This is a genomic window from Echinicola sp. 20G (genome assembly GCF_015533855.1).
Lineage (GTDB): Bacteria > Bacteroidota > Bacteroidia > Cytophagales > Cyclobacteriaceae > Echinicola.
In genome coordinates this window covers 4,878,191-4,900,898 of the sequence record NZ_AP024154.1, presented here as the reverse complement: position 1 = coordinate 4,900,898, position 22,708 = coordinate 4,878,191, and the positions used below count along the sequence as shown (strand labels likewise).

Annotated in this window: 15 protein-coding genes; all 15 read left to right on the top strand. The window is 41.9% G+C overall.

Features of this window, described 5'->3' with window-relative positions; translation table 11 throughout:
- Nucleotides 1-2: 2 nt before the first annotated feature.
- The 15 genes from JL001_RS19810 (at nucleotide 3) to JL001_RS19740 (ending at nucleotide 22,693) form a co-directional block, all read left to right on the top strand.
- A complete protein-coding gene (locus tag JL001_RS19810; protein ID WP_200979283.1) occupies nucleotides 3-764 on the top strand; it encodes a WecB/TagA/CpsF family glycosyltransferase in 762 nt (253 codons plus the stop codon).
- A gap of 97 nt (nucleotides 765-861) precedes the next feature.
- On the top strand, nucleotides 862-2,304 hold the full coding sequence (locus JL001_RS19805) for an MBOAT family protein (protein WP_200979282.1): 1,443 nt from the start codon (nucleotides 862-864) through the stop codon (nucleotides 2,302-2,304).
- A gap of 6 nt (nucleotides 2,305-2,310) precedes the next feature.
- Nucleotides 2,311-3,201: a hypothetical protein gene (locus JL001_RS19800; protein WP_200979281.1), complete on the top strand. Its 891-nt coding sequence runs from the start codon at nucleotides 2,311-2,313 to the stop codon at nucleotides 3,199-3,201.
- 10 nt (nucleotides 3,202-3,211) lie between these two features.
- A complete protein-coding gene (locus tag JL001_RS19795; RefSeq protein ID WP_200979280.1) occupies nucleotides 3,212-5,116 on the top strand; it encodes a DUF4962 domain-containing protein in 1,905 nt (634 codons plus the stop codon).
- Between the two features lie 175 nt (nucleotides 5,117-5,291).
- Nucleotides 5,292-6,689, top strand: coding sequence for a UDP-glucose 6-dehydrogenase (locus JL001_RS19790; RefSeq protein WP_200979279.1), 1,398 nt, complete (start codon nucleotides 5,292-5,294; stop codon nucleotides 6,687-6,689).
- Between the two features lie 201 nt (nucleotides 6,690-6,890).
- A complete protein-coding gene (locus tag JL001_RS19785) occupies nucleotides 6,891-8,396 on the top strand; it encodes a DUF4301 family protein (RefSeq protein WP_200979278.1) in 1,506 nt (501 codons plus the stop codon).
- Nucleotides 8,397-8,585: 189 nt separating this feature from the next.
- Nucleotides 8,586-9,248, top strand: coding sequence for a hypothetical protein (locus JL001_RS19780; RefSeq protein ID WP_200979277.1), 663 nt, complete (start codon nucleotides 8,586-8,588; stop codon nucleotides 9,246-9,248).
- Nucleotides 9,249-9,256: 8 nt separating this feature from the next.
- Complete coding sequence (locus JL001_RS19775; RefSeq protein WP_236252910.1) at nucleotides 9,257-10,972, top strand: capsule assembly Wzi family protein; 1,716 nt, start codon at nucleotides 9,257-9,259, stop codon at nucleotides 10,970-10,972.
- Between the two features lie 314 nt (nucleotides 10,973-11,286).
- On the top strand, nucleotides 11,287-11,907 hold the full coding sequence (locus JL001_RS19770; protein ID WP_200979275.1) for an RNA polymerase sigma factor: 621 nt from the start codon (nucleotides 11,287-11,289) through the stop codon (nucleotides 11,905-11,907).
- Between the two features lie 9 nt (nucleotides 11,908-11,916).
- Nucleotides 11,917-12,978, top strand: a complete 1,062-nt coding sequence (locus tag JL001_RS19765) for a FecR family protein (protein ID WP_200979273.1) — start codon at nucleotides 11,917-11,919, stop codon at nucleotides 12,976-12,978.
- Between the two features lie 195 nt (nucleotides 12,979-13,173).
- Entirely contained in the window at nucleotides 13,174-16,521 is a 3,348-nt protein-coding gene (locus JL001_RS19760) for a SusC/RagA family TonB-linked outer membrane protein (protein ID WP_236252909.1), read from the top strand.
- Between the two features lie 12 nt (nucleotides 16,522-16,533).
- Nucleotides 16,534-17,997 carry a RagB/SusD family nutrient uptake outer membrane protein gene (locus JL001_RS19755; protein WP_200979269.1) on the top strand — a complete coding sequence of 488 codons (1,464 nt, stop codon included), beginning with the start codon at nucleotides 16,534-16,536 and terminating at the stop codon, nucleotides 17,995-17,997.
- Between the two features lie 285 nt (nucleotides 17,998-18,282).
- A complete protein-coding gene (locus JL001_RS19750; RefSeq protein ID WP_200979267.1) occupies nucleotides 18,283-19,713 on the top strand; it encodes a sulfatase in 1,431 nt (476 codons plus the stop codon).
- Nucleotides 19,703-20,842: a family 43 glycosylhydrolase gene (locus tag JL001_RS19745; protein ID WP_200979265.1), complete on the top strand. Its 1,140-nt coding sequence runs from the start codon at nucleotides 19,703-19,705 to the stop codon at nucleotides 20,840-20,842. The genes JL001_RS19750 and JL001_RS19745 overlap by 11 nt, the downstream gene beginning before the upstream one ends.
- A 330-nt stretch (nucleotides 20,843-21,172) precedes the next feature.
- The gene (locus JL001_RS19740; protein WP_236252908.1) at nucleotides 21,173-22,693 is read left to right on the top strand and encodes a sulfatase; all 1,521 of its coding nucleotides are present in this window, start codon (nucleotides 21,173-21,175) and stop codon (nucleotides 22,691-22,693) included.
- The last annotated feature ends 15 nt before the right edge of the window (nucleotides 22,694-22,708 follow it).

Sequence of the window (22,708 nt, the reverse complement as noted above, 5' to 3'; positions counted from 1 at the left end):
TTATGGCGTATCAATTATTAGGGACAGAAGTAGATGATTTCAATTTGAATTCCCTGCTCGATTTTGTGGTCAAATCCGCCAGGGCGGGTGAAAGAAATATTATCATCAGCCAAAACCTCCATGGTATATACACATACCATAAGAAAAGCTCTGAGGAACTTAAGGAACTGTATTCAATTGCGAAAAAGAGGATTGATGGGATGCCCATTGTGTGGCTCGGAAAAGCCTTGGGATACCCGTTGGAAAAAGAAAACAGGCTTACCTGGGTGGATTTGATGGATCCATTGATGGAAAGAGTACGTGATGAAGGTTTAAAAGTATTCTACCTAGGAGCTGATGAAGCCAGTGTCTCAAAGGGGGTACATGTATTGAAAGAAAGATTTGATGGACTACAGGTTAATTATCGACATGGTTTTTTTGATCAACGAAAAGAATCCACAGAGAACAAGCATGTCATCGCCACCATTAATGCCTACAAACCTGACGTTTTAATTGTTGGAATGGGAATGCCACGACAAGAGAAATGGATCATGGCAAGCAAAGATCAATTGAATGCCCCTGTGATTATGACCTGTGGAGCAGCAATTGAGTATGTGGCAGGAACAGTCAGTACCCCACCGAGGTGGATGGGACGGACCGGTTTGGAGTGGCTGTACCGTTTGCAGGAAAACCCCAACCGGTTTTGGTTCAGGTATTTAATAGAACCTTGGTATGTTTTTAGATTGGCGGCAAATGACCTAAGGAGAGCCCGGTCCAGAGTGTAAAATTATAAGAGGGAAAGCCAGATTGAGGCATGTCCCAATTCCCCATCCTTTTATCATGGCAAATGATTTTGCCGATCACCTTTGATATTCACAAATCATGTTATTTAACTCATTGGATTTTGCGGTTTTTTTACCGCTCGTGTTTTTGATTTATTGGTTTGTCTTTCCCAAGCAACTGAAGCAGCAGAACATCCTATTGCTGATTGCCAGCTATGTGTTTTATGGTTGGTGGGATTGGAGGTTTTTGTCATTGATCCTATTCAGTACAGTTTTGGATTTTGCGGTTGGCAAAAGTATGGGGAAAACAGAGGACCCAACCAATAGAAAGTTACTTCTTACGATCAGTGTTATAGTAAATTTAGGTTTCCTTGGCTTCTTTAAATACTATAACTTCTTTGCAGATAGTTTTGTGCAAGCCTTCAGTTTCTTTGGTTATTCTATTCATCCGAGAGCTTTAAGCATTGTATTACCAGTAGGTATTAGTTTTTATACTTTTCAGACCCTAAGCTATTCCATAGATGTTTACAAGAGGAAATTAGAACCGGCAAAGGATTTTATAAGCTTTGCGACCTTTGTGAGTTTTTTTCCTCAACTTGTAGCTGGGCCTATTGAAAGGGCTACCCATTTGCTGCCTCAGTTTTATAAAAGGAGAAGGTTTGATTTCACATTGGCAGTGGATGGGAGTAAGCAAATGCTGTGGGGTTTTTTTAAGAAGGTCGTCATAGCTGACAATTGTGCAGAATATGTCAATGTAATCTTTCAAAATTATGAAAACTATTCGGCAAGCACCCTAGTTTTGGGAGCAGTACTTTTTGCATTTCAGATCTATGGGGACTTCTCCGGCTACTCAGATATCGCCATTGGACTTTCCAGGTTGTTTGGCTTTGACCTTATGAAAAATTTTGCATTTCCCTATTTTTCAAGGGACATTGCAGAGTTTTGGAGGAGATGGCATATTTCTCTGTCTACTTGGTTTAGGGACTATTTATACATTCCATTAGGCGGTAGTAAAGGGGGGGTATGGATGAAAGTCAGAAATACCTTTATTATCTTTTTGGTCAGTGGTTTTTGGCATGGAGCCAATTGGACCTTTATAGTTTGGGGAGCACTTAATGCATTTTACTTTCTCCCACTGATGTTAGCTGGAAAAAATAGAAGTAATCTCAACCAAGTAGCAGAAGGTAGAATATTCCCCACCCTTATGGAGGCTGGGAAGGTGCTGGTTACCTTTAGTTTGACTTGTTTGGCATGGATTTTTTTTAGGGCAGATAGTGTGGCGATGGCCACGGACTATATTAGCTCTATCTTTTCTCTATCCATTTTGACTAAACCTGATGTTTTTCCGGTAGGGGTAATCGCCTTGGTGTTGTTGTTTGTCATGATCGAATGGCTGGGAAAGGAAGGAGATTTTGCTATTCAAAAAGTGGGTATTAGATGGCGCAGGCCTTTTCGTTATGGAGTGTATTATGGTGTTTTTGCCTTGACCTATTTTGCTGGCAATTTCTCAGATGAAATTGAATTTATATACTTCCAATTCTAAAGTGATATGAAAAAATATTTACAAAAGCTCTTCTCCTTTTTTTTAGGTGTGATGGCCATTAATATCTTAGTGACCTTTGTGGTGGACGGACTCTATTATGAACCTTACACCAAGATGATTCGAGAATCAAAAGACCAAAATATCAAAGGAATAATTTTGGCTGACTCTCATGGCTTGCCCTTAAAACAGAATCTTAGTGATAAAGGAATCGTGAATGTTTCATGGGGAAGCGATTCCTATGAAGACATGGATAATAAGCTGCAGTTTTATTTAGATCATCATGATCTGGAATATGTAATTATCTCTGCTGACAACCACTTGCTTTCCAATTACAGGGAAAACCTTAATAACTTAGAGGCCTCTATAAATTATGTGAATGCCTATGAAACTGACTATAATTTTATAGATTATGCATATCACAAGTATGTGAAAAGGTACTTTTCTCTTGTTAGTCCAAAAAACAGGGATATCTTTTTGGCTCGATTAAAATCTTTTTTGAAGAAGAATTTGGTGCGGAAGAGTTGGGAAGAGAAAGAGGATAAATTAGCCAGAGGAGAAAGAAGAGTAAGGATACATTTCGAAAACCTGAGAAAGTCAGCAGTGCTTTCGGATGACTTGTCTAGGATGATAGAAAGGTGTGAGGCCAAAGGAGTCAAGGTTTTTGGTATTAAATACCCTTTAACTTCTGCATATATCAGAGCTATGGATACTGCGAATTTTGGTGCAGACAGTGTGATGGAAGCCCATGATTGTCGAATTCTGGATTTTCAAAAGGTCTTTATGAAGAGGAACGACCTTTTTTCAGATGAAGATCACCTCAATCCAGAAGGAGGAAAACTATTTTCAGATATGATTACCAATAACCTGCTTGACTCCAGGTTATCGATGAACAAATAATTAGAGGTCTTTGAGTTTCGGCCAATCCATTTCATCCTCAGGTTCTATTTATAGGTGTTTACTGGCCATATTGGGGATAGCTCATATGGTAACCTTAGCAGAAGTCCATTGTCAAACGCTGGAAGAAGTGAATTTTTCCGATAATCCCCATCCAAGGATATTACTTAAAGATCGTGAAGTCGAATTACTTAAAACTACTTTAAATACAGATAAATATTGGAATTCCTTGCATGCTTTAGTGATTTCTGAAGCGGAAAATATAATAAATGAAAAGGAACCTGATATAATTAAATCAGATGGTACCATAGTCAATAATTCGAGGGAGGTGCTGCGAAGAATCTTATTTCTTGGTTATGCCTATAGAGTAATGGGCGATATGAAATTTAAAAAGAAGGCTGTAGCGGAATTGATGAATATTTGCAGGCTGAAAAATTGGAATCCGAAAATCAGCTTGGATATGGCTGAAATGACCATGGCAGCTGCCATTGGCTACGATTGGTTTTACCATGATCTTACAGCTTCAGAAAAGGATAGACTGGTGGAGAGTATATATCAAAAAGGAATCCAAGCTTCTTATGACGAACGATACAATGGTTTTGAAAAGCTACATAACAATTGGAGTCAAGTAATCAATGCTGCTTTGTGTATCGGAGCAGTGGCTATTTTTGAAAAGTATCCTGAAGAAGCAAAGAAAACCGTTCAAAGGGCTTTGGCATTAAGTCAAAATGCCTTGGGTGAGTATTGTCCAGATGGCGTTTACCCTGAAGGCTATATGTATTGGATATATGGTACCTCCTATAGTGCCATGATGTACAGTGTGCTGGAAAGTTTAGGGTTGAATATTGACGATATACTAAATTCTTGTCTACTCAAGTCTGGTCTATTTTATTTGAACATGATTGGTCCATCTGGCCATGCATTTAATTGGAGCGATGTTTTTAACGTTTCCAGTTTAAACCCCGCCATTTTTTGGATAGCCAATAAGACTTCAGATTACAGTTTGTTGTGGAACGAAAAACAGTTGATCCAAAATGGACAATTTAATGGACTTTCCAAATACAGACTTCTTCCAGTGACACTACTGATGGGAGCCTCACAACGCATAAATGAGATACCAAAGCCTCAAAACAAAATGTGGCTAGGTAGAGGTGAAAACTCAATGGCGGTAATGCGATCTTCTTGGGATGAAAAAGAAGCAATTTATTTGGGATTTAAGCTTGGAAACCCTCGTGAGCACCACAGTCACTTGGACATGGGGTCATTTGTCATGGAAGCTTTGGGTGAGCGCTGGGCGATAGACATGCCCATGCAAAATTACCATGCCAATGTGTTTAAAGGTGTGAAGATTTGGGATAACCGTCAAGACGGTGGCAGATGGCAGCTTCTATGCACCAATAATTTTGGTCACAGCACCTTAACCATGGACAGGGATTTAATGGATGTGAAGGGAGAAACGACTCTTTTAAGAAGTGGGGATCAAGATCATTTCCAGTTTGCTATTGGTGATTTATCAAACATATTTTTAAGAAGGGATCGGCAGGTCGTAAGGGGAGTGGGTATAAAGGAAGAAGCTTATGTAATTATTAGGGATGAAATCAGCGATTCGCCGCGATCTCTTGTGGTCACGTGGCAAATGGTCACTACCGCAGACGTAGATATCATTAGTGAAGGAGCCATGTTGACCCAAAATGGCAAAAAGCTCAAGCTAAAGGTGGCATCCCCAGAAAAGGTGGCTGTAAAAGTAATTCCTGCACACTTGAAGAGTCCTCATGGGACAGTAAAAAAGAATATTAAGATTGTCTATTTTGAACTTGAAATCCCCAAGAATCAATCAGCTGCAATTCAAGTCTTTTTGGTCCCACAGCAAGCACTTTATACTGAAAAATTGGAATCCATTCCCCTAAAGGATTGGTAGTCAGTTTATGGTTGATACAATGAATTGACGATAAAGATACCTTCATAAGTATTAATAAGTAGTTAAATAATCCCTATAACCTACAATAACCCAGATACCCTCAGGAATTTCCTGAAGTTTTTATAGCGCTATTGTTTAAAGAAAAGTTTTTGAACCAACAATTTAATTTAATCACATGAAAATTAAGAAAATTTGCTGCATTGGTGCGGGGTACGTGGGTGGCCCGACCATGGCTGTTATAGCCCAAAAATGTCCGGATGTTTATGTAACTGTAGTGGACATCAATGAAGCCAGGATCAAAGCATGGAATGATGAGGATTTGAACAATCTTCCCGTTTATGAACCTGGATTAGATAAGGTGGTGGCAGAGGCCAGAGGAAGGAATCTGCGTTTTTGTACCAATGTAGAAGGAGCCATCCAAGAGGCGGATATGATCTTCATTTCTGTAAATACTCCAACCAAAACTTATGGTGAAGGAAAGGGGCAAGCAGCAGATTTAAAGTGGATAGAATTATGTGCTCGGCAGATTGCAGCTGCAGCTGAATCGGATAAAATTGTTGTGGAGAAGTCAACGCTACCTGTAAGGACTGCAGAGGCAATTCGTGACATCTTGGAAAACACTGGGAACGGCACGAAATTTCAGATTCTATCCAATCCGGAATTCCTTGCGGAAGGTACTGCCATTGAGGACTTAATGGCACCTGACCGCGTTTTGATAGGTGGCGATACGTCCACGGAAGAAGGTTTGGAAGCCATGGAGGCTTTGGTGGAAATATATAATTCTTGGGTTCCTCGTGAGAAAATTCTCACCACCAATGTTTGGTCTTCGGAGCTTTCAAAGCTGACTGCCAATGCCTTTTTGGCCCAAAGGGTTTCTTCCATAAATGCCTTGTCTGAGCTGTGTGAAAATACAGAAGCCAATATCAATGAAGTGTCCAGAGCCATTGGCACGGATAGCCGAATTGGCAATAAGTTCTTGAAAGCCTCGGTAGGGTTCGGGGGATCTTGTTTCCAAAAGGATATCCTTAACCTGGTTTACATCTGTAGAACTTACGGGTTGAAGGATGTGGCTGATTATTGGGAGCAGGTCATCAAGATGAACGATCACCAAAAAGGCCGGTTTGCGAAAAATATCATAAAGTCACTATACAATACGGTAAGCGGGAAGAAGATAGCGTTTCTTGGATGGGCATTTAAAAAGGATACCAATGATACCCGGGAGTCTGCAGCCATCTATGTAGCAGATCACTTGTTAAGTGAGGACGCTAAAATTACAGTGTATGACCCAAAGGTTAGGGAAGAGCAAATGTACTCTGATATTGACTATTTGAATACTCGAAATAAGGTGGACAATAGGAAGTTGATGAATGCGGAACCATGTCCATACGAAGCTTGTAAAGGTGCACATGCCATTGCTGTACTGACCGAATGGGACGAGTTCGTTGATTATGATTGGCAGAAAATTTATGATAATATGCTTAAACCAGCTCAAGTATTTGACGGCCGAAGTATATTGAACAAAGAGAAATTAAGAGACATTGGTTTTAGGGTTTACACCATTGGGACTGCTTGATTGTTTTGATAAACTCTTTAGACTACAAAAACTGAGGAGAATCAAAAGTGAAAAGACTGATTCTCCTCAATAAGCTTGATTAGGATGTGACAAATGCTCCAATCAAGAAGAAGCGACTTTTTCCCATTGGATAGCGTACCAATCAAATTCCATGGGCCAAAGAACCACAAATATTAACTGACAACACATAATAAATTGACTATGGAGAAATTAATGGAAAAGATTTCTTTTCAAGGGAAATCCATGGATGAAGTAACCGAGCAATTGAATAGGTTTGAGAAAGGCTTCCCTTTTATGCCAATCGTGCGTCCTGCACAGGTCAATGATGGAATACTAAAATTTAACAAAAAGGAACTTGATGAATTCTCAAAGCTATACTGCACCTCTAAAGAGGATTTGAAGGTAGTGAAATTTGTGCCTGCCAGCGGTGCAGCCTCCCGGATGTTTAAAAAACTATTTGAATTTTTGGAAAGTGATGGATACCTAAATGCCTATCCCATAGCGGAGGAATTTATCCAAAATATCAAGAAGTTTCCGTTTTATGGTGATTTGGATATCAGCCTGAGAAAAGCAGGAAGTTTTGTTGAACTGGCCATGCAGGAAAAGGATTTTAAGTTGATCATTTCGCATGTCCTTTTCTCAGAAGGATTAGGTTACGGGCAAATGCCAAAAGGGCTTTTAAAGTTTCACCGATATGAGGACCATGAGCGCACACCAGTTCATGAACATTTTATGGAAGGAATCCAATATGGCATCGGAAAGGAAGGAGTAGTGCGACTACATTTTACGGTTTCGAAAGAACACCTTGAAGGATTCATTAAGGAAACAGGAAAGGTAAGAGAACTTCTTGAAAAGAAACTGAAGGTAAGATTTGAGGTTACTTTTTCCCAACAAAAACCTTCTACAGATACCCTGGCAGTAGATTTGGAAAATCAACCTTTCCTAAATGATGATGGCAGTATATTGTTCCGCCCAGGCGGGCATGGCGCCTTGCTCAGCAACCTTCAAGAAATAGATGCTGACCTAGTCTTTATCAAAAACATAGATAATGTAGGGGGAGCAAAGTCTTTGGAGATTACAAAGAAATACAAAATGGCCATGGGTGGCCTATTACTGCACAGGCAGTCCGAAATTTTTAACCTGTTGAATGATTTGAAGGCTGATCAAGTAGGAAGTCAACAAGCTGTAGAAACATTTCTGAAGGATAAAATGGGAGTTGTTTTTCCTGACACCTATTTGCAACTTTCAGCCTTGGAAAAGAAAAAGTATTTGATAGAGAAGCTGGATAGACCCATTAGGGTTTGCGGCATGGTGAGAAATACAGGAGAACCAGGTGGCGGACCATTTTGGGCCAAAAACAAAGATGGGTCTGTGGCACTTCAAATTGTAGAAAAGGCGCAGATTAACCCTTTGTATCAAAAGGCATTGCTGACCGAAAGCACGCATTTCAACCCGGTGGATTTGGTTTGCTCCATCAAAAGACCCAATGGAAAGAATTATCAATTAGCTGATTTCTCCGACCCCGAAACTGGACTCATCAGTGAGAAGTCCAAAAGTGGGAAATCTCTGAAGGCTTTGGAACTGCCAGGTCTATGGAATGGAGCCATGGCCGATTGGAACACACTTTTTGTGGAAGTTCCTCTAGAAACTTTTAATCCGGTAAAAACCATCAATGACCTGCTTAGAAGAGAGCATCAAAATGCTTGATAAATAAAAGCAGATAAACTGCTCACCTAAAATTTCATGGTTAAGGCGTAATTATGGCATTTTACTAATATGTGGTGGAGTGTGTAAAATGCTACCCTCACCTGTTTGTAGTTGGTCAGGTGAGGTTGCCTTACTTAAATAGTCACGCCAAGAAGGCGTACCAATACAGAATTTAATGAACAAACACGTATGGTTATTTTCAAACTAAAGTCTTTATTGAAATCCCTGGCCCTTGTCCTCTCTGGAGTTGCACTGCAGGCCTGCCAGCAAAATGCAGAGCTTGGAGAGGTTTTGGTGTATGAAAATGATTTTTCCCAAGAGAACCTACAAAACATCAGTAACGGAAGGTTAAGGGAGTTTAATGAAAAGCTAGTGCTTGGAAACTTTAGCAATGAGGAAATAGCCTTGACCTTGCATGACCTGCCCGCCCATAAGAACTTGAAAATAGAAATTGAGTTGTTGTTACATGACTCTTGGGATGGTAATGCAGATGCCGTAAGTGGGCCCGATAGTTGGTATTTTAATTTAGATGACCAAACAGCTCTCCATGCGACTTTTTCCAATCAACCATGTGTATCTACTTTTTGCCTGAGTCAATCCTACCCGGATGTTTACGGGAGTCACGAAGACCCCAGAACGGGTGCTGATGAGGTGGAATTGCCGGGCTTGTGCAAATATGCGGATTCTGCCGGTTGGACTTCACAGTACAGCATTTCAAAAATCATCAGGCACAAAGGCAGTAGCATGACATTGGTTTGTGGCGATCAAACTGTACAGAACTATTTGGAAACCTCACATCGATGTGATGAAAGCTGGTCATTGTCAAAAATAGCCGTCATTATAGTAGAATAAAGAAATCGATGAAGATCAACCTAAGCCCTATGTTTCTTTTCAAAAGATCTCTAATCATATTATTTTTTTGGATTGTAAGCCTTGTTAACCTCAAAGCACAGACAACCAATCTAAATGCACCCTACTTGCAGGATTACCTAAGGCGTCAGCAGCTTATAGGTAATTTTAATCCTAATTTCTCCTTCAACATCAGACCTTTGACACCAAGTTTAGGGGACCTAAAAGATAGCGAAGCCCAAAGTACAAGTCTCTACAAAGAGCTTTACGGAGAAGAAGGTACCCAATATTTTGGAAAGGATAAAGGGAGCTTCAAAATGTTACCAGAGATGTTTAGGGGACAGTATAACTCCGATTATGCTTTTGGAGCAAACAATGGAGCCTTGATTCCCAACAGGGGGATACAGGTATTGTTGAGTGCCGGTGTTTATGTGAAATATGGTAGGTGGAGTTTGCAGTTTCAACCTGAGATGGTTACTGCTCAAAACTTGCCTTTCCAAGGATTTCCCGAGGAGCACTGGGGAAGCACTTGGGATGAATATTATGAGTGGTTGAATAGGGGAGATATAGTGGAGAAATATGGCGATTATGCTTATGTGGAGTTTTTGTTGGGACAGTCAAATATCAAGTATAATTATCATTCTTTTTCATTGGGGATTTCCACAGAAAATATTTGGTGGGGCCCCGGCCGGAAAAACTCATTATTGATGGGGAACAATGCACCAGGTTTTTTGCACGCCAGCTTAGAAACCAATAGGCCCATAGAAACCAATATAGGTTATTTTGAGGGGCAGGTCATTGCAGGGCAACTTAAAAATTCAGGATATCCACCACCTGGGTCAGATTATGTTTACCGACAGACTCCTCTTTATATTCCCAAAAGAGATTTAGATTGGCGTTACCTGGCAGGGGTCACGTTGAGTTATCAACCCAAGTGGTTACCAGGTCTCTCAGTAGGCTACAGTAGTGTTTCACAAATGTACCACAACGACATGGATAGCTTTGATGATTACCTGCCTATATTTAACGGAAAAAAAAGAGATAATGGAGTAGAAGACTTGGAGGCAAACCAGCGAAATCAATTAAGCTCTGGATATTTTAGGTGGATGAGTCATGGTGGGTTGTTTGAATTTTACGGGGAGTATGGTTCCAATGGAAACAGCAAAAAGCTGATGGACTTTTTGGTTTATCCTGATGAGAACAGGGCATTTACCTTGGGGTTTACAAACTATATTCGTTTAAAGCAAAAGGATACTTTTTTAGGAGTGAATTTTGAAATTACCCAGACGGGTCAGACAGTCCGTGAGACTATATTGGCCAAAGACAGCTGGTATACACATCCTTATGTAAGGCATGGATATACCCATATGGGACAAGTTTTGGGAGCTGGAAATGGCCCAGGAAGCAATGTGATATTTGCAGAACTTAGTTGGGTTAGGAACTTTACAAAATTCGGTTTACAAATGGAGCGAATCGTTTATAACAATGATTTTTATTACAAAAGGTTTGAAGAGATCAAGGATTGGAGAAGAAAATATGTTGACTATGTCCCAGCTTTGATCGCTGATTTTAAATGGTATAGATTCCTTATTTCCGCTAAAGCCCAATATGTTAAGACTTATAATTACAAATGGTACTTGGAAAATGACCCAAACCAATACTGGGTACCGGGCTTGGACAAAAGTAACTTTGTGGGGAGTTTTAGTTTAGTTTACTTATTGAAATAAAGCATATTATTCCTTTCGCTTTGTAGCAAGTACAAAGACGAATTAGTTTTAGATAGACAAATGAATGGGATAATGATTAAAGGGAAGCCTCATGGCTTCCCTTTTTTTTGTACTGTTTACTGGGTGTTTTTCTTTTATGTTAATGATAAATTTATGTTTCGTGTTTTACCGAATCGTTAAGCGAAACGATTGAAAAATTACAACAATGTAAAAGTTTTATATCGAAGCGATTTTTTCCAGATTCATGGGGTCGTTTTGCTTAAATTCTGTCTCTTTATACTACAAATTGGCAAAACTGCCAAATAATAATTGACATGAAGCCCTTAAAGTCACCTAAAATAACCGCTACCTCCCAAAGGAGGTATTCTGAAAAAGAATATCAAGACATGCCAGATGAGTTGGTATGGGAATCTTTTCGTCTGGGAAACGAAGCAACTTTTAGCTACATCTACAAAAACTTCGCTTCAGATCTTTTTTCTTACGGATTTCAGTTTTGTGGCGATTCCCATTTGGTGGAGGATTGTATGCAGAATGTATTTATCTATCTGCGCAAAAGGAGAGAAAACCTTGGGCAGGTGAAAAGTATCAAATCTTACTTGTTCAAATGTATTCAATATGAAATCATCAAGAGACTCAAAGAAAGAGGCGTATTGGTAGATACCAATGAATACCAGTATAAGAAGGCATTTTGCATCGCACTTTCTCCCGAAACCATCATGATTGAGTCAGAGTCCCAAGAGCAGAAGCGAATGATGATCAATCAGGCGCTAGACCAACTTACAAGCAGACAGCGACAGGCACTTATTTTACTTTATGAAGAAGAAATGAGTTACAGTGAAATCGCCGATATAATGGGCTTTAGTGAAGTCAAGTCAGCCAGAAAATTGGTGTATAGGGCTTTGGCGAGTTTAAAAGAAGTCATTAATCCATCATAATGCAGTCCCATGGATAACAAACAAAAATACATATTGAAGTATAAGGACTATGAGTTGGAAGACTTTTTGGGTGATGAGTACTTCATTTCTTGGGTGAAAAACCCAAATGGTAACAGCAATCATTTTTGGGAAAGATGGATAACAGAGAATGTGGACAAAAGTGAAACCGTCATGCAGGCGGCCACCGTCATAAGGTCCATGGCCTATAAGAATAAGCCCGAACTATCCAACAAGGCCTATGTGGAGATTTTTGAAAATGTGCTCAAATCAGAACCAATAGCCGAGGAGAAGGGATATGAAAAGCCATCCCATCCTAATTCAACATGGGGGACACTTTTTGGTTTTCATAAGATAGCAGCGGCCATTTTACTTATTTTTTGTGCTTGGATTATCTTAGATACCTATGTGGTCAAAGAACCTGTTGAACTGGCACCTCTAAAATGGGAAGTAAGGGAGAACCCTGCTGGCATTAAGTCAACGATAAAGATGGGAGATGGCACGGTGGTCAACCTAAACTCCAACAGTAAACTTACATTTTTGGAGAAATTCCCAGATAGCCTGAGGCTTGTCAAGCTGGAAGGAGAAGCATTTTTTGATGTGCAAAAGGATGGAAGACCTTTTTTGGTGGACTTGGGCAAAACTCAGGTAGAAGTCATGGGAACAACCTTCAATGTAGAAAAACGGCAAGAAGGAAAGCTGTCGGTGGCATTGGTTTCAGGTAAGGTGAAAGTCAAAGATCAATTAGGCAATCAAGTAATCCTCAACCCAATGGAGATGCTCAAGATCAATGAAAACGGAGAAGTATCCCTCACCAGTTTTGATACCACAGAAATAATCGGGTGGAAAGATAAAATTCTGGTGTTCAAAAACAGTAACAAAACAGAGATCATCCAAAAGATCAGTGACTGGTATGGTGTGGAGGTGCTGTGCGACCCAAAGATTAAGGACAATTGGGCCTATAGTGGCGAATACCATAATGAATCCTTGGAAAATGTCCTCAAAGGTATCAAGAGAACCCTCAATATAGACTATAACATCAACGGTAAAAAAGTTGAATTAATCCAAAAATAACCTAACCCTAACTAACATGAAAAATCCCAATTCGAGCTAGCAAAGAGGCAGATAGGATTCTGGGGAGAATGCTACCTGCCGCAAATGTTCCTGTCCTGAACTTTGGTCGGTGCAGACAGGAAGCTTAAGCAGTTATCACTTAAACATTTTAAAACTATGCAAAAAAAAATACTGAGACAACTAATAGTGATGTCTATGAGAATATTATATGGGTTTCTCATTCAGCTGGTCTTTTGCACCGTACTGCTAGCCAATACGAGTAAGGCTCAGAGGAAAACCATTGAGGATGTGACGTTGGATATCCGTTTGCAAAACAGGACTTTGGATGCGGTGTTCAAAGAAGTAGAGCGCAAAACAGATTTTAGGTTTACATTGAATGAAAATGGAATCAACACCTCTCAGCGTGTGGAGGCCGATATCCATAGTGGGACCGTGTATGACCTGTTGGTTACCTTATCCAAGCAGACAGGTTTGAGCTTTACCCAGATCAATGACAATATCCATGTCAACCAAAATACCAAAAGTAAGCAGGTAGAAATCAAAGAAATGGCCGAAGTCACCATCAGCGGAAATGTGGTGGATGACACCGGAGAGCCTATGCCAGGCGTGACCGTGAAAGTGGAAAGTACAGGTAAAGGAACAGTCACCGATATGGATGGTCATTATGAAATTACGGTGGAAGAAGGAGATGTTTTGATCTATTCTTTCATTGGCTTTATGACCCAGCGGGTTGCAGTAGGCAATCAAAGTACCATTGACATTGAAATGCAAGAAGATACCCAGGCCTTGGAGGAGGTAGTGGTGGTCGGTTATGGTACGGTGAAAAAGAGCGATCTGACTGGCTCAGTAGTTTCCCTGAAGTCCGATGAGCAAAACCAAGGAGTCAACACTTCTGTGGACCAATTGCTCAAAGGCAAGGCGGCAGGGGTCAATGTGGTGCAAAACAGTTCAGAGCCTGGAGGGGGAATTTCCATCAGCATCCGAGGTGCCAGTTCGATCAATGCAGGAACAGGTCCCCTCTACGTGATCGATGGATTGCCAATCGACAATTCTTCCATGACCACTTCTGGAGGGGGAAATTACCCGGACATCCGAACGCCCACCAACCCTTTGGCGGCCATCAATCCCAATGATATTGAATCCATTGAGATCCTAAAGGATGCTTCCGCCACAGCTATTTATGGCGCAAGAGGCGCCAATGGGGTCATAATGGTGACCACCAAAAAGGGAAGAGCTGGGGAAATGAGGATCAACTATGATGGCTATGTAGGGGTACAAAATGTGGCCAGGAAGTTAGACATTTTGAGTGCGGAGGAATATCAGATGGTGATGAATGACCTTATAGCAGATGGGGGAGGAATCGCTGATCAAACCGTAGACGTCATTGAAAATGGTGGTACAGATTGGCAGGAAGAACTTTTCAGGACCAGTGCCCCTGTGACCAATCAGAACCTGTCCTTTTCGGGAGGAAATGAAAAGACCAATTATTTCGCGGCCTTGAACTATTTCAACCAACAAGGGGTAGTCAAAAGTTCTTCCTTTGAACGCTACAGTGCCCGGTTGAACTTGGAAAATAAGTTCTCCGATCGATTGACAGTAGGTTTGAATATGAACACCTCCTTTAGTGAGAATGACCAAGTGCCAGCACAATCTTTTGGGGTAAATGAAAACAACGGAGCTCTTTACGCCGCTTATAATTTTGATCCTACCTTAAGTATTTATGGAGATGATGGGCGCTACCGCATTTCTCCTTACATTTCCATCGATAACCCTTTGGCATTGGCATATGGTAAGAATGCATTGATTGAGCGCTACCGTACGATGGCAGTTACCTATGCCAATTATAAAATTCTGCCCGAACTTTCGGTGAAATTGAACCTGGGAACAGATGTGACCAATCAGCGAAAGGATGTGTACATCGATCGCTCAACTAAGGATGGGCTGGCCAATGGTGGAATTGCCACCATCTTTCAAGAGCGACAGTCTAACTATTTGGTGGAGTTTACGACTACCTATGATAAAGTTTTTGACGGGCATCATTTAACAGCTGTGGCCGGTGTGACCACTCAAAATTTTTCTATGGCCAATACATCCAGTCACGGTAAAAGCTTTCCTTCTGACGCCACTGGAACAGACAACATCGGCCTTGGGGATCCTACCCAATTTAACATCAACAGCTTCAAGGCTACCAACAGGTTATTGTCTTATTTAGGAAGGGTGAATTACACCTTGAATGACAAATACCTGTTTACCGGAACATTAAGGATCGATGGTTCATCCAGGTTTGGTGAGAACAATAAGTTTGGTTATTTCCCTTCAGGAGCCTTTGCCTGGAAAATGAAAGAGGAGCCGTTTATGCAAAACTTGGAGGCGTTGAGCACATTCAAATTCAGGGCCAGTTGGGGGCAGACGGGTAATCAGGAAATTGGCAATTATCTTTCCATCAGTACTTTTGTTCCCGGTCCGGATGCGGTATTCAACGATCAAAAGGTGTCCACTACCCAGCCTGCCCGTATTCCCAATGCAGACTTAAAATGGGAGACCACCGAGCAGTGGGATATAGGTTTGGACTTTGGTTTATTCAGGGACAGGATTTTTGGTAGCTTGGATTATTTCAGAAAAAACACTTTTGACATGCTGCTCTATTTACCGATTCCTACATCAACGGGTTATACCAACAGAATCACAAATATTGGAAGTGTGAAAAATTCAGGTATTGAAGCGGCCATCACATCGGTAAACATGGATGGTGAGTTTACATGGACAACCACCCTGAACATGGCAACGGTGAAAAATGAAGTGACCAGCCTAGGAGGAGTAGGACAGATAATTGGAGGTGGTGCTGGTTTTGCCAACCAGATTTGGATCATCAAAGAAGGGTTGCCGATGTACTCTTTTTATGGCTATCAGGTGGATGGAGTCTGGCAGGAAGGAGATGACTTTGACCAAACTACTGACAATGTTGGTCCTGGAGACATGAAGTTTCGGGATGTGAACGGAGATCAAACCGTCAATGCAGATGACAGGGAAGTATTAGGGAATTCCTTTCCGGATTTGACCTATTCCTTGGCCAATACTTTTGAGTACAAAGGGTTTAGTCTTTATGTATTCTTCGAAGGAGTGCATGGCATCAGCATGTTGAACAACAACCTGGTAGATACTTATTTCCCGATCAACTTCAGGAGAAACAAATTTGCAGAACCTTACCTTAACCGCTGGACACCGGAAAACCCTTCCAGTGTGTATCCTTCATTTATCAACCCTACGGCCCAAGGTCAAAAAGAGGTCAACTCTTACACGATTCAGGATGCCTCTTACTTGCGTTTGAACACGGTAACCCTGAACTATACTATTCCAATGCAAAGAAGTAATACCTTCCGTTCTGCTCAAGTATATGTGACAGGAACCAACTTATGGACCATCACCAATTATGATGGAGTGGATCCCGCTGTCAATCCAAACGGCAATGCCAATATTCGGATTGATTACAATGCCTATCCTACGGCAACTTCGTTTTTGTTGGGCGTAAAACTTGGATTTTAAACTGAAAGGGATATGAAAAATTTAAAAATACTAAAGCTAAATATATTGGTGCTTTGTGCTGGATTGATTGGGGGCTGCTCTGAAATGTTGGATGAGGAATTGTATTCCCAAATGGCACCGGAAAATTTCTTGACTACGCAGGAAGGAATCAAATCGACCTTGGATGCGGCCTACGCGGAAGGATACTTGAATGGTTATTCCCATCATAGCGTAAGGAACATTGAAGAATGGTGTACTGATATAGAATGGGAAACTGGTGGCGGTGAAAACCGGACCGCCGTATTGATGATTGACTTTACATGGGATGCTTCTGTGGGATGGATGTATGGGGACATGTGGTTGAAGCCCTATCGTGCGATAAGGAATGCCAATGTGGTCTTGGATAATGTGGAGCTGGCCAATATCAGCGATGCTGACAAAAGCACCTATGCTGCTGAAGCCAAGTTTGTTAGGGCGTTGAGCTACTACTACCTACATACTTGGTTTGGACCGGTTCCCTTGCGGACAGGAGTGGAAGACGAACTGTATTTGTCTCGACCTAGTGAAGAAGAGATGCGGCAATTTATAGAGACAGAATTGTTGGCCGTGATTCCTGATTTGCCTGCTCCGGGTGAAGAGCAAGCTTATGGTAGGGCAACCAATGGTGGAGCGAGAGCATTGCTGACAAAGTTTTACTTGAATACCAAGCAGTGGCAGAAAGCTGCGGACATGGCCCTTGAAGTGATGAATATGGGGGAATATACCCTCTATCCTGATTATGCCATGCTTTTCAGGGTAGAAAATGAGCGGAACAGTGAGTTTATACTTTACTACCCGCAAATCCCACAGGTGCCTGGCAATAACTATATCAATGGGGCTTTTCCTGAAGGTTTTGCCTTTGAGCCCGAAACAGGGCTGACCTTCCAGAATTCCTGGAGAAACTGGGCTGCCCAATACAGGCTCTATGACAGTTTTTACAATTCTTTTGAAGCAGGAGACAAGAGAATGGACCTGATCATCGATAGCTATGTCAACGGTCAAGGAAATACCGTTTCCTTGCTGAACAATAACAACACCCGGTCATTTAAGTATTGGCCAGATCCGGATGGATTGGGAAATGAACATGGCAATGATGTGCCTGGGGTTCGTTATGCAGACATTTTGTTAAGTCGGGCCGAGGCATTGAATGAGCTGAATGGTCCCAACCAAGAATCCATTGACTTGATCAATATGGTCAGGGAAAGGGCAGATGTAGCCCCATTGAGCTTGACAGATTTTGGTTCAACGGAGGCCTTAAGAACTCATTTGCTCGATGAGCGGGCATGGGAATTTTATACAGAAGGCAAAAGGAGGGAAGACCAGATCAGGTTGGGGACTTTTGTTTCTTCCGCTCAAGCGCGGGGTGTCAGCAATGCCAAAGCCACCCATGTGCTTTTTCCTATTCCTCAGGCCGCTTTGGATGCCAATCCAAATTTGGTTCAAAATGATGGATATTAGAAGAAGTAAAAAGTAGCTAGATGATAATATCAAGTATTGCCTACCAAGGTTCTTGAGATCTAAATAAGGGAGATTTGAATCCATGGTACCAGATTAAGGGTGCCGTGGATTCGACTTCTTCAAAAGGCTACTAACTTACCACCGGAGCATATTTGACGGAAATGTTGTAAAATTTGATTATAAATTGAGAGTATTTAAATCCTTGATTTTAGACCTTCGAAAGGATAGGGAAGGAAAAGTTTTCACGCAGTTCCCCATCTTGAATTTATAAAACCGTAACCCTAAATGACCCTAAAAACCAACCAAAGCAGGCAAGTCTATTTCCGCGCCGATATAATGGCAATGCTTTTATTTTTTTTTGGAATGACCTTTACTTTAGAACTCAAGGCTCAAGAAAAACCCAATATGATTGTGTACTTGTCCGACGACTTGGGCTACCTGGATGTATCTGTCTATGGTGCCGAAGTGGTCAAGACACCTGTATTGGAAAAGCTGAGTAAAGAAGGAATGACCTTTAACAACGCTTTTGTGGCATCACCATCCTGTGCTCCTAGTAGGGCAGCTTTGCTCACAGGTTTGATGCCTGCCAGAAGTGGTGCAGAAACCAATCATTCCTTTCCTGAAAAAGGGATTCCTTACTTGATCCAAAACCTCAAAGAGAACGGTTATGCTGTATTTGCCTTTGGAAAGGTGGCCCACTATGGGGGAAATGAGAGGTGTGGTTTTGACTTTCATCATGATCAGCAAGTCAACCTTTACCAAAACATCAGCCAATACTTTGATTCTACCCAAGTGGAGGGACCTGTTTGCATATTTGTGGGGGACAGAAGACCCCATGTTTGGTGGACAGAGGAAATGGATTATGATCCTGAAGAAGTGGATTTGCCTCCCTGTTTTATTGATACCAAAGCTACCCGGGAACATCGGGCAAGGTATTTTACTGATGTAAGTGGAATGGACAATGAAATGGGGGAGGTCTTGGAATACCTAGGGAATATGCTTGGGGAGAATATTTTTACCCTTTTTACCAGTGATCATGGTGCGCAGTGGCCTTTTGCAAAATGGAACCTTTATGATGCCGGTATCCGAACGCCTTTGATCGTGAAATGGCCGGGAGTGATTGAGCCGGGAAGTAAAACAAATGCCATGGTCAGTTGGGTAGATATCCTACCGACCATGCTGAATATTTCAGGCTCAAAGATTCCTGCTGACTTGGACGGAAAACCATTTACGGATGTCCTAAAAGGGGAAGCCGACGAATTCAGGGATTTTATTTACACCACGCACAGCGGAGATGGTAACTTCAATGTTTATCCCATCAGAAGCATTCGGGACCAACGCTATAAGTTGATCATTAACCTGGTTCCTGATGCCTTGCACACCAATCATTCGGATATTTTGAGGAAAGATGGAGCAGGAGCTTATTGGGACAGCTGGGATAAGGAGGCTGCCCATAATCCATTGGCAGCGGCCATTGTCCAGAAGTACTTTGTCCGCCCAGAGGTGGAGTTTTATGACTTGGCCAATGATCCGAATGAGCAATATAACCTTGCGGATGATGAAAAGTACAACGTTCTAATTAAGGAGATGGAAAACCAATTGAAAAGCTGGATGGAGGAGCAAGGGGATCAACAAAAGGTCTACCACAAACCCTATCCAATCGATGGCCCTAAACCAAATGCCAGCACAATAGAAAAAAGAAAAAATGAACAATAAGAAAAATATACTTTTGGCCTTGATATGCTGTTTGATGACCATTCCTGTTTTTGGACAGCAAGATAAAGAGGCAGCCTATGAAGCGCATGACCAAGCGATCTACCTAAAAGATGGTTGGATTCGCGACCCTTATATCCTTCTGGATGAGGACGGTTATTATTATTTGACAGGTACTACACCTTTGCCGAATGACCCTAGGGAAACTACAGAGCCCTACAATACAGGTTTGGATGCCCAAAATATGGAACTCTTTGGCACCCCAAGCATTGTGGGGCATAAGGTCAGGGTTTGGAAAAGCAAGGACCTTTTTGATTGGGAATACCTTGGAGAGCCATTTGATTTGGCAGAAGGGTACTGGGCGAAAAAAATGCCGGATAAATTGAATGAAAAGCCTGCCAGCGATTGGCGTTTGTGGGCTCCTGAAGTATATCATGTCAATGGGCAGTGGATTTATGTACATACTTCTCCTGATCCCGTTCAAGGTGGAGCCAACTTGGCCATTTCTGAAGGGGATAACCCATCAGGGCCTTTTACTTTTCCTATGGGAGATGATATGCGAAATAAACATGACCCGAGCTTGTTCAGAGATGATGATGGTACTTGGTATTTGCTTTGGGGAAATACATTTATTGCACCGATCAAGCCTGGGTTTAAAGGCTTGGCAGCCGAGCCTAAGCGTATTGATCCAGCCAATAGGGTAATTGGCCATGAAGGTGCGACCTTAAGGAAAATAGGCGACAAATATGTGCATTTCGGTACGGCCTGGTCCACTGATAAAATGCGGAAAGGTTCCTATAATCTCTACTACTGTACTTCAGACAATATCACTGGACCTTACGGGCCAAGAAAGTTTGTTGGTCGCTTTTTAGGACATGGGACTCCTTTTCAGGACAAGGAGGGGAGATGGTGGTGTACGGCTTTTTATAATGGAAATGTGCCGCCCGTGGATCGGGAAGGAATTCAGCAAAATGATTTGGGAGAAACTGCCCAAACCATTAATGAGCAGGGAATGACCATTGTTCCTTTGGAAGTGAAAGTGCTGGATAATGGAGAGATTTATATCCGTGCCCTTGATCCAGACTATGCCATGCCAGGACCGGATGAAGCACAGTCTTTTGAGAAGAAATAGCACATTGTGCTAGTAAGTTAAAGACTATTAATTTGGTAAGGTTATTATTGCGGGGAGGTTGGCACAGCTGCGGGGCGGCGGTGGCCTTGTGGGAAGAAGCTTTAGCTGTGTCTTGATTTTTCCCTGCCTACCGGCAGGCAGGTTTGCTTCGTTTCTTTTCATCTAAGGAAAAGAAATGAAGAGTAAAGCCTAGAGTACAGGTTAATTGGTAGAAAAATCATTTCCAATTTCCACTAATTAAAATATTGTTTCAAAACAATAGACTTTGCATAAGTATACAACTAGCACAAGAGGTAAAAAATAATTTAAAACCAATATTGAGTAAATAGAATGAAAAGTACTAAAAACAGGAATTTCACTTTCTTGGCTTGTTGGACCATGCTGGCCTTGTTGCTTTTTAAGATTGGCCCAGTGAAAGCCCAACAGAAAAAACCGAATATCCTTTTGATCTTGGTGGATGACCTTAAGCCCAATTTGGGGGTTTATGGTGATGAACACGCCATCAGTCCCAATATCGACGAATTGGCAAATAGCGGAATGCGTTTTGACCAAGCTTACTGCAACCAGGCGGTTTGTGTGTCTTCCCGGTACAATTTGATTTTGGGCTCCAGATCTACCAGCACAGGACTATATAATTTTGGGAAGGAATTTAGGGATGTGATACCTGATGCCGTAACCATGCCGCAGTACTTTAGATCTGCAGGTTATACCGCTGAATCCATGGGCAAGGTTTTCCACATAGGGCATGGCAACACCAATGATGAAGCTTCTTGGAGCATTCCGCATTGGAAGGAAAAAGTGATCGAATACGTGGATCCAGAAAGTACCCATGGCCAATTGACCAGGGAAGAGGCATATTTTGAAAATACACCGATGTATATCAAAGATACTCCCCCAAATCATGAGTTGCCAAGGGGAGCTGCCTGGGAAAGTCCCGATGTCACCGATGAGGCCTATGCGGATGGTAGAGTAGCGCGTCACGCCATTGACCGTTTACGTTACCACAAGAGCCATGACGACCAACCTTTCTTTATGGCCGTTGGTTTTGCCCGTCCACATCTTCCTTTCAGTGTGCCCAAAAAATACTGGGACCTGTATGATCCTGAAACTTTGCCATTGGCAGACTACGAAAAAAGTCCAGAAAATGCGCCTGAGTTTGCCATGAAACATGGTGGGGAGATCAACCAGTTTTTTCCTATTCCCACCCAGCAGCAATTGTTTGAAAAAGATCTGCAGCGGAAATTGGTTCATGGTTACTATGCCAGCCTGAGCTATATGGATGCGCAAGTAGGTAAGGTGCTCAGGGAATTGGAAAGGTTAGGATTGGATGAAAATACGATTGTGGTGCTTTGGGGAGATCATGGTTGGCACTTGGGAGACCATGGCATCTGGACCAAGCATACCAATTACGAACAAGCGAACAGAATCCCCATCATCTTTAGGGCTCCAGGAGTCACTTCCCCAAACGGAAGCACCAAGCAATTTGCTGAGACGGTGGATATCTTCCCGACTTTGGCAGCACTGGCAGGCTTGGAAAGACCAGACGTACCACAACCCATCGATGGAATCAACTTGATACCGAGCTTGAAAGATGGAGGGGAAATCATCAAAGACCACGCTTATCACGCCTTCAATAGAGGAGGATATTTGGGAGAAGCCATCCGAACTGATCGGTATAGAATGGTGAGATGGACCCATATGAGGGATAAGAATAAAGCGGTGGAATATGAGTTGTATGACTATCAGGATGATCCTCAGGAAACCAAGAACATTGCCGCAGATCAAGCAGAAGTCGTCAAAGAATTGGAAGCCAAGCTCGATCAATATCCCAAAGCGATTGGGCTACCTTAAATGATGAATTTATGA